The 12,698-nt window shown below is 52.2% G+C and carries 13 protein-coding genes; 6 read left to right on the top strand and 7 right to left on the bottom strand.

What is annotated here, in order from left to right:
* Nucleotides 1-61: 61 nt before the first annotated feature.
* Nucleotides 62-2,500, bottom strand: coding sequence for a selenate/tellurate reductase subunit YnfE (ynfE, locus tag NA986_RS04410; RefSeq protein ID WP_070794022.1), 2,439 nt, complete (start codon nt 2,498-2,500; stop codon nt 62-64).
* A 156-nt stretch (nt 2,501-2,656) separates the two neighbouring features.
* Nucleotides 2,657-2,965 carry a DUF1161 domain-containing protein gene (locus NA986_RS04405; protein ID WP_000975516.1) on the bottom strand — a complete coding sequence of 103 codons (309 nt, stop codon included), beginning with the start codon at nt 2,963-2,965 and terminating at the stop codon, nt 2,657-2,659.
* A gap of 103 nt (nt 2,966-3,068) precedes the next feature.
* Here NA986_RS04405 and NA986_RS04400 point away from each other — a divergent pair, with 103 nt between their 5' ends.
* Entirely contained in the window at nt 3,069-3,779 is a 711-nt protein-coding gene (locus NA986_RS04400; RefSeq protein WP_000743122.1) for a YnfC family lipoprotein, read from the top strand.
* 40 nt (nt 3,780-3,819) lie between these two features.
* On the opposite strand, the gene speG is transcribed toward NA986_RS04400, so the two are convergent.
* Both speG and NA986_RS04390 read right to left on the bottom strand, forming a co-directional pair.
* Complete coding sequence (gene speG, locus NA986_RS04395) at nt 3,820-4,380, bottom strand: spermidine N1-acetyltransferase (RefSeq protein ID WP_000199997.1); 561 nt, start codon at nt 4,378-4,380, stop codon at nt 3,820-3,822.
* Between the two features lie 35 nt (nt 4,381-4,415).
* Nucleotides 4,416-4,757 carry a DUF1283 family protein gene (locus NA986_RS04390; protein WP_001066440.1) on the bottom strand — a complete coding sequence of 114 codons (342 nt, stop codon included), beginning with the start codon at nt 4,755-4,757 and terminating at the stop codon, nt 4,416-4,418.
* Between the two features lie 152 nt (nt 4,758-4,909).
* Here NA986_RS04390 and NA986_RS04385 point away from each other — a divergent pair, with 152 nt between their 5' ends.
* The 5 genes from NA986_RS04385 to NA986_RS04365 all read left to right on the top strand — a co-directional run bounded on the left by NA986_RS04385 (nt 4,910) and on the right by NA986_RS04365 (nt 10,645).
* Entirely contained in the window at nt 4,910-5,236 is a 327-nt protein-coding gene (locus tag NA986_RS04385) for a YnfA family protein (protein ID WP_000921382.1), read from the top strand.
* A gap of 121 nt (nt 5,237-5,357) precedes the next feature.
* Nucleotides 5,358-6,572 (top strand): starvation-sensing protein RspA, encoded by a 1,215-nt coding sequence (rspA, locus tag NA986_RS04380; protein ID WP_000706269.1) that lies wholly within the window; start codon nt 5,358-5,360, stop codon nt 6,570-6,572.
* Nucleotides 6,573-6,582: 10 nt separating this feature from the next.
* Entirely contained in the window at nt 6,583-7,602 is a 1,020-nt protein-coding gene (locus tag NA986_RS04375; protein WP_023215881.1) for a Zn-dependent oxidoreductase, read from the top strand.
* A 53-nt stretch (nt 7,603-7,655) separates the two neighbouring features.
* Nucleotides 7,656-9,035: an MFS transporter gene (locus NA986_RS04370; protein WP_000192118.1), complete on the top strand. Its 1,380-nt coding sequence runs from the start codon at nt 7,656-7,658 to the stop codon at nt 9,033-9,035.
* A gap of 143 nt (nt 9,036-9,178) precedes the next feature.
* Entirely contained in the window at nt 9,179-10,645 is a 1,467-nt protein-coding gene (locus NA986_RS04365; RefSeq protein WP_023215884.1) for a mannitol dehydrogenase family protein, read from the top strand.
* A 66-nt stretch (nt 10,646-10,711) separates the two neighbouring features.
* Here the strand turns inward: NA986_RS04365 and ydfZ are convergent, their stop codons facing one another.
* The 3 genes from ydfZ to ydfG form a co-directional block, all read right to left on the bottom strand.
* The gene (gene ydfZ / locus NA986_RS04360) at nt 10,712-10,915 is read right to left on the bottom strand and encodes a putative selenium delivery protein YdfZ (protein WP_000989267.1); all 204 of its coding nucleotides are present in this window, start codon (nt 10,913-10,915) and stop codon (nt 10,712-10,714) included.
* 181 nt (nt 10,916-11,096) lie between these two features.
* A complete protein-coding gene (locus NA986_RS04355; protein WP_000215562.1) occupies nt 11,097-11,783 on the bottom strand; it encodes a GntR family transcriptional regulator in 687 nt (228 codons plus the stop codon).
* Between the two features lie 129 nt (nt 11,784-11,912).
* Complete coding sequence (gene ydfG, locus NA986_RS04350) at nt 11,913-12,659, bottom strand: bifunctional NADP-dependent 3-hydroxy acid dehydrogenase/3-hydroxypropionate dehydrogenase YdfG (RefSeq protein ID WP_000636564.1); 747 nt, start codon at nt 12,657-12,659, stop codon at nt 11,913-11,915.
* Nucleotides 12,660-12,698 lie beyond the last annotated feature (39 nt).

The following is a 12,698-nucleotide window of genomic DNA, read 5'->3' as shown; positions in this document are numbered from 1 at the left end:
TGTTGTTGTGTTCGCAAAACGGGGAGCTCCGGGCGCGTAAAAACGTCCCGGAGCAGGCGGCTTAGATTTTTTCGATTTCCACCAGATTTGTATGTTGAGGATTCCCTTTTGCCAGGGGGGAAGGACGCAGCGTCGTGAGCGTATTGATGCAGGCGCCGTGGTCAATTTTATCGCCAGCCATATCCGCATTATGCCATGCGCCCTGACCCATCGCGCTGACGCCCGGCAGAATACGCGGCGTGACCTTGGCGGGTAGACGCACCTCTCCACGATCGTTAAAGACGCGAACCCTATCGCCATTCGCGATACCGCGTTTTTGCGCATCGAGCGGATTTATCCACACCTCCTGGCGACAGGCGGCCTGCAGAACATCAATATTGCCGTAGCTTGAATGGGTACGGGATTTATAGTGAAAGCCAAACAGCTGTAGCGGGAAGGTGCTCCGCTTCGGATCGTCCCATCCTTCAAAAGTAGGGGTATAAATCGGCAGTGGGCTTATCACGTCGCCTTCCGCCAGCTCCCAGGTACTGGCGATGTGAGCGAGTTTGCTTGAGTAGATTTCGATTTTACCGGACGGCGTTTTTAACGGATTGGCCTGCGGATCTTCACGAAATTTTTTATAGGCGACAAAATGGCCGTTGGGATCTTTACGTTTATAGATGCCCATTTTTTTTAGCTCGTCATACGCGGGCAATGCCGGATCTCTTGCCTGCATTTTAGCGTACAGATATTGCAGCCATTGCGCCTGTGTACGGCCTTCGGTAAACCGCTGATACACATCGTCGCCGAGGCGTCTGGCGATTTCGCTGAGTACCCAGTAGATGGGCTTACGCTCGAACTTAGGCGTCGTCGCCGGTTGGATAAAAATCAGATATCCCATATTGCCGGCGTAATCATTGGGGATGATATCTTCCTGTTCGACGGTCATGAGATCCGGCAGTAAAATATCGGCGTACTTCGCGGAAGAGGTCATAAAATTGTCGATGACCACAATCATTTCGCATTTCGCTTCATCCTGAAGAATTTCATGGGTTTTATTAATATCCGAATGCTGATTAATCAGGGTGTTGCCAGCGTAGTTCCATAGAAATTTGATCGGGACATCCAGCTTATCTTTGCCGCGTACGCCGTCGCGCAGGGCGGTCATTTCCGGGCCGCGCGCAATGGCGTCCGTCCAGCTAAAGCAGGAGATGGCGGTTTTAACGGGATTCTCCAGGACCGGCAGACGTTCAATGGTAATGGTGTAAGTGGATTCGCGTGCGCCGCTATTACCGCCATGAATGCCGACGTTGCCGGTCAGAATCGGTAACATGGCGATGGCGCGAGCGGTTTGTTCGCCGTTCGCCTGACGCTGCGGTCCCCAACCCTGACAGATGTAGGTCGGCTTGACGCTGCCTATCTCGCGCGCCAGTTTGATAATTCGATCGGCGGGGATGCCGGTAATGTGTGACGCCCACTGCGGCGTTTTGGCGATACCGTCCTCGCCCTGGCCCAAAATATAAGCCTTATAATGGCCATTGGGGGGCGCGTCAGCCGGAAGGGTCTTTTCATCGTAGCCGATGCAATAGTTGTCGAGAAAAGGCTGGTCAACGAGATTTTCGTTAATCAATACCCAGGCAATTCCCGCCACCAGCGCGGCGTCGGTGCCGGGGCGAATAGGTATCCACTCGTCTTCACGTCCGGCAGCGGTATCGGTATAGCGCGGATCTATCACGATCATGCGCGCATTTGAGCGTTCACGCGCTTGCTCCAGAAACCAGGTAATGCCGCCGCCGCTCATGCGTGTTTCAGCCGGATTATTGCCGAACATGACCACCAGTTTACTGTTTTCGATATCAGACGTGCTGTTGCCGTCGTTGGAGCCATAGGTGTAGGGCATGGCGCAAGAAATTTGCGCGGTACTGTATGAGCCGTATTGATTCAACGAACCGCCGTAGCAGTTCATCAAACGCTTCACCGGCGAGGCGGCAGGCGACGAGCGGGTTATGTTGCCGCCTACGATGCCGGATGAATAGTGGATATAAACGGCTTCATTGCCGTAGGTCTCTACGGTCTTTTTCAGGCTGGCGCTAATGGTGTCCAGCGCTTCCTGCCAGCTAATGCGTTCAAATTTGCCTTCGCCGCGGCGGCCAACGCGTTTCATGGGATAGTTAAGGCGATCCGGATGGTTAATGCGCCGACGGATTGAACGGCCCCGCAGACAGGCGCGAACCTGATGATTGCCGTAGACATCGTCGCCAGTGTTATCAGTTTCAACCCACCAGACTTCATTATCTTTTACATGCAGACGCAGGGCGCAGCGACTGCCGCAGTTGACCGAACAGGCGCCCCAGACGATTTTATCTTCTTCGTTGCGCATAGCCTGCTGCACCGCCGCGGCCGCGGTACGCATCCCAAACGGTAAAGATACGCCTCCGGCAGCCAGCGCCAGTGAGCCAAGCGCCGCTGATTTCACTAACGTCCTGCGGCTAACGCCTGTTTGTTGCTTTTCTCCGGGCATCACTCACTCCATTGTCGTTATTATTTCGCTATATATTGATAACTATAACGAAATTATTAACATGCTAATGATGTAATGAGTTTACCCCTTTGGGAGTAAGGATTATTAATCCATGTCAAAGAGCGTTACCCTCCGGACCCGGAGGGCAGGAGGAGGTTATTGCGGTTCGGCGGATGAACCGTCCTGAGCGGGAGAGGTATTGGCTGGCGCATTGCCGCTGCTGGTGCGGGTATAAAGAATTTTATGCGTGTCGTTCGCGCAATGGCCCACCACCTGTGAGTCCGGCTGATCGGCCTGGTCGTTAGGAACGATAGTGAGCGTAAAATTATCCGCCGGCACGCCGTTATTGATGATACGTTGTTCAATATCGCTTTTTACTCTCTCGCACGATCCCGGTGCCGCCATTACTAGCGAGGGGGCGCTGACTAACGCCAGAGCGGCTATTGCAGTTGCGATTTTCATCATGAACTCCTGTGATTAATGACGATGTTCTAAGCTTAGCATTTTTCGTGTAAATAACTGTATTTGCTAATATGATGATAAATATCTTTTCATCCTGGTGATACGTGTGAAGAAACCCCTTTTACTGACGTTATTGTGCATGATACTGGCAGGTTGTGATAACCCGAAATCCCTTGAGTCTTTTACGCCGGAAATGGCCAGTTTTTCGAACGAATTTGATTTTGATCCATTACGTGGTCCGGTAAAGGATTTCAGCCAGACATTGATGAGTGAGAATGGCGAAGTGGCGAAGCAGGTCACCGGTACGCTTTCACAGGAAGGCTGCTTTGATACGCTTGAGTTACACGATCTGGAGAATAATACGGGGCTGGCGCTCGTGCTGGATGCCAATTATTACCGGGATGCTCAGACGCTGGAAAAAAAGGTGCAGTTACAGGGTAAGTGCCAGCTGGCGGCGTTGCCTTCGGCGGGCGTGACCTGGGAAACGGACGACAACGGTTTTGTGGTATCGGCGACGGGCAAAGAGATGAAAGTCGAGTATCGCTATGATAGCGAAGGTTATCCGCTAGGTAAGACAACCATAAACTCGCAGAATACGCTCTCTGTGACGGCAAAACCCTCCGCGGACCCGCGTAAAAAGCTGGATTACACGGCAGTCAGCCGGGTGGATGATCGACAGGTCGGCAACGTCACACAGAGCTGCGAATATGATGCGTACGCGAACCCTGTTGACTGCCGGCTTGTTATCGTCGATGAGAGCGTTAAGCCGGCAGTGTCCCACCATTACACCATTAAAAATCGTATCGATTACTACTAAACCGGGCGCGGTGCGACTCTCCGTGACTACCGCGCCGCGTTTACTGCGCGGTGGGTTTCAGGAGCGTAGAACCGGACGTTTTATGTTCATCCAGATACTGCTGCTGGAAGATACACATGCGGATGGTGTTACGGTATTCGCCGTTAATGAAGAACTCATGAATCAGCTCGCCTTCTACTCTAAACCCGAGTTTACGGTAGATGTGAATCGCTTTTTCATTCTCTTTATCGACGATCAAATACAATTTATAGAGATTGAGTACGGTAAATCCGTAATCCATCGCCAGTTTGGCCGCGCGTGACGCCAGGCCTTTTCCCTGGTACTCCGGCGAAATAATAATCTGAAATTCCGCCCGCCGATGCACATGGTTAATTTCCACCAGTTCTACCAGCCCGGCGTTTTCACCATCGCATTCGACGACAAAGCGCCGTTCGCTTTGGTCGTGGATGTGTTTGTCGTAGAGATCCGACAGTTCGACAAAAGCCTCATACGGCTCTTCAAACCAGTAACGCATAACGCTGGCATTATTATCAAGCTGGTGGACAAATCGTAAATCTTCACGCTCAAGCGGGCGCAGTCTGACCTTGTAGTCACTTGTCATACTGTATCTTTACACTTCCTTTTAGTTATCCTGCATCAGGGCGTAATAACGCGACCTGTACGACGATCCAGACACCGCAGCGTATTGGGTTCCCAATAGGCGTTGATGTTGGCGCTTTGCTCGCATTTATCGCGGTTATCAAAGGCGGCATCGGCTTTGTCCCACTCTTTTTCTGCGCGGGTATTCACTTTCTGACGCAGACTGCGAGTGTCGTTCCATTGTTCCTTTTCCATCGCCGCTTCCTGACGACTTTGTGCGCTATCTCCCGATTCAATCACCAGTTTACTGGTTTCAGCGAATGCGGAAGTAGTATATACAACGGCCGCCAACGTAAGCATTGCCGTCAGGCACAGGCGTTTGCTCAGCGTATTGTTCATCACAACATCCTTTCATTAGAGGGGAAAAAGCGGTAAACCACCTGTAAATTCTACACCAATCCTTATGCCTGGCATATACACAAGAATGGCCGGATAACTGTAACGATATTCTGTTGTATTATCACTTATCATTTCGTAACCAAATGAATCTCATGCTAAAGACGACTCTGCTTTTCTTTGTCACCGCCCTCTGTGAAATCATTGGATGTTTTCTTCCCTGGCTATGGATTAAGCGCGGCGCCAGCGTGTGGTGGCTTCTGCCTGCTGCCGCGTCACTCGCGTTATTCGTCTGGCTTTTGACCTTGCATCCGGCGGCGAGTGGGCGGGTTTATGCGGCTTACGGTGGGGTATATGTCTGTACTGCGCTCCTGTGGTTACGTGTTGTCGATGGCGTCCGGCTCACGGTTTATGACTGGTGCGGCGCGCTGATCGCGCTGTGTGGAATGCTGATTATCGTCGTCGGATGGGGACGTACGTAACATTGCCGCGCGACCAGAACATTTTGTGATCTGGCAGCGCTTTTTACATCAATATACTTGTATGGTAGTAGCTCAGTTGGGTAAATTTCCTGCATCCCATAATGCGATGTAAGGAATAAAAATGAAGATTGTAGGGGCTGAAGTTTTTGTTACGTGTCCAGGGCGTAACTTCGTCACCTTAAAGATAACCACGGAAGACGGGATCACCGGTCTGGGGGATGCCACCCTGAACGGACGCGAGCTCCCGGTGGCCTCGTACCTTACCGATCACCTGTGCCCACAGCTCATCGGGCGGGATGCTCGCCGCATCGAAGATATCTGGCAGTTCTTCTACAAAGGCGCGTACTGGCGCCGTGGCCCTGTCACCATGTCCGCCATTTCCGCGGTTGATATGGCGCTATGGGATATTAAAGCCAAAGCCGCCAATATGCCGTTGTATCAGTTACTCGGCGGCGCTTCGCGTGAAGGCGTCATGGTGTATTGCCATACCACAGGCCACACCATCGACGATGTGCTGGAAGACTACGCGCGTCATAAAGAGCAAGGGTTCAAAGCAATCCGCGTGCAGTGCGGCGTTCCGGGGATGAAAACCACCTACGGCATGGCGAAAGGCAAGGGGCTGGCCTATGAGCCCGCGACAAAAGGCCAGTGGCCGGAAGAACAATTGTGGTCAACGGAAAAGTATCTCGATTTTACGCCAAAGCTGTTTGACGCCGTGCGTAATACGTTCGGGTTTAATGAACATCTTCTGCACGATATGCATCACCGACTGACGCCTATTGAGGCTGCCCGCTTTGGCAAAAGTATTGAAGACTATCGTTTGTTCTGGATGGAAGACCCGACGCCGGCTGAAAATCAGGCGTGCTTCCGCCTCATCCGCCAGCATACGGTCACGCCGATTGCCGTAGGCGAAGTCTTTAACAGTATCTGGGATTGCAAACAGCTCATTGAAGAGCAATTGATTGACTATATCCGCACCACGCTTACCCATGCCGGTGGTATTACCGGGATGCGCCGCATTGCCGATTTTGCCTCGCTCTACCAGGTGCGTACCGGTTCGCATGGGCCGTCCGATCTGTCGCCGGTTTGTATGGCCGCTGCATTACATTTCGACCTGTGGGTGCCTAACTTTGGTGTGCAGGAGTTTATGGGCTACTCCGAACAGATGCTGGAGGTTTTCCCGCATAACTGGACGTTCGAGGGCGGCTATATGCATCCGGGCGACAAGCCAGGACTGGGCATTGAGTTCGATGAAAAACTGGCGGCGAAATATCCGTACGATCCAGCCTATTTGCCGGTGGCCCGCCTGGAAGACGGCACACTGTGGAACTGGTAAGGAGCGAAAAATGAAAAGCATCGTAATCGAAAAACCGAATACATTAACTATCGAAACGCGCGCGCTTCCGCAGCCTGCGCCGGGCGAAGTTCGTATTAAAGTGAAACTGGCGGGTATCTGCGGTTCCGACAGTCATATTTATCGGGGACATAATCCCTTTGCAAAATATCCCCGTGTCATAGGCCATGAATTTTTCGGTGTCATCGACGCGGTAGGCGACAACGTCAATCGCGACCGGATAGGAGAACGGGTATCCGTCGATCCGGTGATCAGTTGCGGGCATTGTTACCCTTGTTCAGTCGGTAAACCCAATGTGTGTACCTCGCTGGTGGTGCTGGGCGTGCATCGTGACGGCGGTTTCAGCGAGTATGCGGTGGCGCCGGCCCGTAATGCTCATCGCATACCGGACAACATCGCAGATCATCATGCCGTCATGGTTGAGCCGTTTACCATTGCGGCAAATGTGACGGGGCAGGTGAATCCAACCGAGCAGGACGTGGCGCTTATCTATGGCGCTGGCCCGATGGGACTGACGACCGTACAGGCGCTGAAGGGGGTTTATCAGGTTAAAACGGTCATAGCCGTTGATCGCATTGAAGAGCGTTTAGCGATGGCGAAGCAGAGCGGCGCTGACTGGACCCTCAATAATGGTCAACATTCACTGGCGGAATTTCTACAGCAGAAGGCGCTAAAGCCGACCTTGATTGTCGATGCCGCCTGTCATCCCGCTATCCTGCAAGAGGCGATTACACTTGCATCGCCTGCGGCACGCATTGTCCTGATGGGATTTTCCAGTGACCCGTGTGAGATTGTACAGCAGGGTATTACCGGAAAAGAGCTGGCTATTTATTCATCGCGTCTTAATGCCAATAAATTCCCGGTCGTGATTGACTGGCTGAATAAAGGGCTTATTGATCCGGATAAGCTGATAACGCATACATTTGATTATCAACATGTCACCGACGCGATTGAGCTTTTCGAGAAAGACCAGCGTCAATGCTGCAAAGTCTTACTCACGTTTGCGAAATAATATAAATAATTGCGAGTAAGTGGTACGCATCTTACCTCTTAGAGATTGCCTATATGACACAAATAAAGCATGAACGATCGACTCAGGATTTAGTGCGCGCTGCCGTATCTGGCTGGTTAGGCACCGCGCTTGAATTTATGGATTTTCAGTTATATTCACTAGGCGCGGCTCTGGTCTTCCATGAGATATTTTTCCCGGAACAGTCTGCCGCGATGGCGCTTATTCTGGCAATGGGCACCTATGGTGCAGGTTATATAGCCAGAATTATCGGCGCCTTTGTTTTTGGTAAAATGGGCGACCGCATCGGACGAAAAAAAGTATTGTTTATTACCATCACCATGATGGGGATCTGCACCACGCTGATTGGCGTACTGCCGACGTATGCGCAAATCGGCATTTTTGCGCCAGTATTACTGGTAACATTGCGAATTATACAGGGGCTGGGCGCCGGGGCGGAAATTTCCGGCGCGGGTACCATGCTGGCCGAGTATGCGCCGAAAGGAAAGCGTGGCATCATTTCCTCGCTGGTCGCGATGGGCACCAACTGCGGTACGTTGAGCGCGACGGCGATCTGGGCGGTGATGTTCTTTGCGCTTGAACGCGAACAACTGATCGCCTGGGGATGGCGTATTCCTTTCCTGGCGAGCGTCGTTGTCATGATATTCGCGATCTGGCTGCGAATGAATTTGAAAGAAAGTCCGGTATTCGAAAAAGTAAGCGAAGGCGAAAAATCGCCAGCGTTAACGCCTGCGTCAGAAAATACATTGGGCGCGATGTTTACCAGCAAATCTTTCTGGCTGGCCACCGGTTTACGTTTTGGGCAGGCGGGGAATTCTGGGCTTATTCAAACCTTCCTTGCCGGATATTTAGTTCAGACGTTATTATTTAACAAATCTATCCCAACCGATGCGTTAATGATAAGTTCCGTAATTGGTTTTATCACTATCCCACTCTTGGGGTGGTTGTCCGATAAATACGGTCGTCGGCTGCCGTATATAATATTGAATATCTCCGCGATTATTCTCGCCTGGCCGATGCTGTCTATTGTGGTAGATAAAACGTATAGCCCTGGCGTAATTATGGCGGCGCTCATTGTTATTCATAACTTTGCCGTGCTGGGATTATTTGCGCTGGAAAACATCACCATGGCGGAAATTTTCGGATCGCGTAATCGCTTCACCCGGATGGCGATTTCAAAAGAGGCAGGGGGGCTGGTGGCGGTCGGTTTTGGCCCCGTCCTCGCAGGGATCTTTTGTAACATGACCGATTCCTGGCTGCCCATCTTAATTATGCTGGTGCTCTACTCGTGTATTGGTCTGATTTCTGCGTTGTTGATGCCGGAGGTCAGAGATCGCGATCTGAGCTTGCCTGAGGATGCGGCGGAAGCGACAGCGGCAGAGAAGTTACGCCACTCCGCAACTCAGACGAGTTAAATCGTGTTGGCGGTATGGCCGGAACGCTAATGCGGTTTCGGCCATGCTGTCCGGTCACTTTTGTTTAATTAGCGTAAATCCAAATGCACCAGGGCAGGCGTTACTCTGCGACTGTTCCGCTTTCAGAATATAGAGGTTATAAAATGCAAAACAGGCTTTTATCGGCAAAGGCGACGCTTCCTGATTACGATCGCGCGGCGCTGGCGGCGCGGATGGTCCATCTCGGTTTTGGCGCGTTTCATCGCGCGCATCAGGGGGTTTATACAGATATTCTGGCTGCGGAGCAGCATAGCGACTGGGGCTATTATGAGGTTAATCTTATTGGCGGCGAACAGCAGATTGCCGATCTAAAGCAGCAGGATAACCTCTATACCGTGGCGGAGATGTCGGCGGATGCCTGGACGGCGCGTGTGGTGGGCGTCGTCAAAGCGGCGTTGCATGTTCAGGTTGATGGTCTGGAACGTGTGTTGGCGGCGATGTGCGAACCGCAAATAGCGATTGTGTCTCTGACCATTACCGAGAAAGGGTATTGTCATTCGCCAGCCACGGGCCAACTTCTGCTGGAACATCCCATGATTGCCGCCGACCTGCAAAATCCGCATCAACCGCTAACGGCACCGGGTATTATTGTCGAAGCGTTAGCGCGTCGTAAAGCCGCAGGCTTACCGGCATTTACCGTGATGTCCTGCGACAACATGCCGGAAAATGGGCATGTGACGCGTCAGGTTGTGACGGCTTACGCCCGGGAGGTGGATGCGGAACTGGCGATATGGATCGAGCAAAACGTGACATTTCCGTCAACCATGGTTGATCGGATTGTCCCTGCGGTCACGCCGGAGACGCTGGATAAAATCGAACAACTGACCGGCGTGCGCGATCCGGCGGGCGTCGCCTGCGAACCGTTTCGTCAGTGGGTGATAGAAGATACGTTTGTGGCGGGGCGTCCGCAGTGGGAAAACGCGGGCGCGACGTTGGTCGCCGACGTGGTTCCGTTTGAAGAGATGAAACTGCGAATGCTTAACGGCAGTCATTCATTCCTGGCTTATCTGGGGTATCTTGCCGGCTATCAGCATATTAATGACTGCATGGCTGACGACAACTATCGTCTGACCGCGCAGGCGTTAATGTTACGCGAGCAGGCGCCAACGCTGAAAGTCCAGGGGGTAGATTTACAGCGTTATGCCGATCAGTTGATTGCGCGTTACTGTAACCCGGCGCTGCGTCATCGTACCTGGCAGATTGCGATGGATGGTAGCCAGAAACTTCCGCAGCGTATGCTGGACTCCGTTCGCTGGCATCTTGCTAATCATAGCGATTTTGATTTGCTGGCGCTGGGCGTAGCGGGGTGGATGCGTTACGTTGGCGGCGTGGATGAGCAGGGTAAGGCGATCGACGTCAGCGATCCGCTATTACCGGTTATTCAGCGCGCCGTGGCAAACAGTGAAGAAGGCGCCAGTCGTGTTAAGGCGCTGCTGGGAATGGCTGAAATTTTCGGCAACGATTTGCCGCAGGCGGCGCGGTTTACGCAAAAAGTGCAAGAAGCCTATGACAGTTTACTGACATATGGCGCGAAAGCGAGCGTGGCGAAATATGCCGAGCGGTTGAAGTAGCGCAACAGAGACCCGGTAGCATTATGCTACCGGGAAGGCCGGAGCGGTTCTTAGCGGCCAGTGGTATCAGTTCATGCCAAGACGAATCAGTTCGACCGGCGCGAATTTACCTTCACAACCTTCGACAATCACCGTTTTGCCGCGGCGAATTTGACCTGCATCCAGACCTTCGCTCTCAATGGCTTTGATAATCCCGGTATGACCCGTGCCGCTTATCATGACCCGGCTACCGGTAGTGATTGCGTTACGGTTACGATCGTATGTCATCATGGTGTTTTCTCCTTTCAAACTTACAGCCAAAGCCCGCAGGTTTCCCCGCATGACGGGCGTCATATAAATACGCTTATCGTTGCGAATTTTTTTTGTTTTTGATCAAGCTCACGGCTTTTTAGGCGGGAATGTGCAGGGTGAGAAAGCGGAGAAGGCGTCTCACCCCGACGTTAAAGGGGGGTTAGTCTTCGCTAAACCAGCCGCTGTTTTCCTGACGGATAAGCTGGACGGATTCGCTAATTTCCTGCAAATGCTGGGTCATTGCGCTCTCAACCGCATTGCCGTCACGATTTTCCAGCGCGGAGAAAATATCATGGTGCTGGCGCAACAACATCTCCGGCGGAGAAACATGATCCAGACTCATATAGCGAACCCGGTCGATTGTCGCTTTGATATTTTCAATGGTATCCCACGCTAACTGGCAATCGGCGATCTGCGCCAGCTTTTGGTGGAAATCGTCATCAAGCTGGAAAAAATCATCAATCTGTTTGCGCTCGATGGCAATATGTTGCAGGTGCAGGTTTTGCGCCAGTTGATAGCACTGGTTGTCGGTGATCATCGCCGCAGCACGGCGGACCACCGCGCATTCGATCGCCTGCCGTACAAAACAGCCATTCTGTACCTGAGAAAGCGAAATCTTATTCACATAACTACCGCGCTGAGGGCGGATCTGAATCAACCCATTTTCCGCCAGCTTTATAAAAGCCTCGCGCACCGGTTGACGCGAAACGTTAAAACGGGTTGAGACCTCTTTTTCTGATAGCGGCGTGCCAGGCGGGATAAGACAATGCACGATATCACGCCGAAGAATACGGTAAATTTGCTGGTTGACAGGCTGTGTAGGGTTAAGCTGCGTTTCGACGGTCATTCATTCTTACTTTTTAGGCGGTTGACCCGGATACTCTACCACTTTTCCGTGGCGGTCTATACCGATCATGTTTCTGGTTGCAGATACGTTTGCCAGGGATTACCCGGCCCGCAGACCGGGTATAACCCCTTAGCTACGGTGGACGCTGAGCCCTGCGAAGGATTGGGTAACAGGCATCATTTCAACGGTATTAATATTCACATGCGCGGGGAGCGTGGCCACCCACCATACCGCTTCGGTAATGTCTTCTGGCGTGAGCGCGGTGGTATTTTCGTAAGTTTTACCCGCTTTCTCATCGTCGCCTTTGAAACGGACGCTGGAAAACTCGGTACCGCCAACCAGACCCGGTTCAATGTCGGTCACGCGAACCGCCGTGCCGTGTAAATCCGTGCGCAAATTCAGGCTAAACTGGCGCACAAAGGCTTTCGTCGCGCCATAGACGTTGCCACCAGCATAAGGCCAACTGCCGGCGGTTGAACCGATGTTAATGATATGACCGCGATTACGTTCGACCATTCCTGGCAGCACGGCGCGGGTCATATAAATTAAGCCTTTATTATTAGTATCGATCATAGTTTCCCAGTCTTCTACGCTGGCTTTATGCGCCGGTTCAAGACCCAGCGCCAGACCGGCGTTATTGACCAGCACATCAATATCGCGCCACTGCGCAGGCAGAGAGGCCATCATCTCTTCGATGGCCGCGCGGTTGCGCACGTCCAGTTGGGCGGTCAATACGTTCTCGCCAAGCTCATCTTTTAACGCTTGCAGGCGTTCATGACGACGTCCCGTGGCAATGACTTTATGTCCATTCTCAACAAAACGGCGTGCAATGCACTCGCCAAACCCTGCGGTTGCTCCAGTTACTAAAACGATCATCACACAGTTCCTCAACGCTTTTTGTGTTGTATTACCATA

The sequence above is a fragment of the Salmonella sp. NW177 genome (assembly GCF_051811585.1).
GTDB lineage: Bacteria > Pseudomonadota > Gammaproteobacteria > Enterobacterales > Enterobacteriaceae > Salmonella > Salmonella enterica.
Note: the sequence above shows the minus strand (reverse complement) of the source record. Positions and strands in the feature narration are given on the sequence as shown.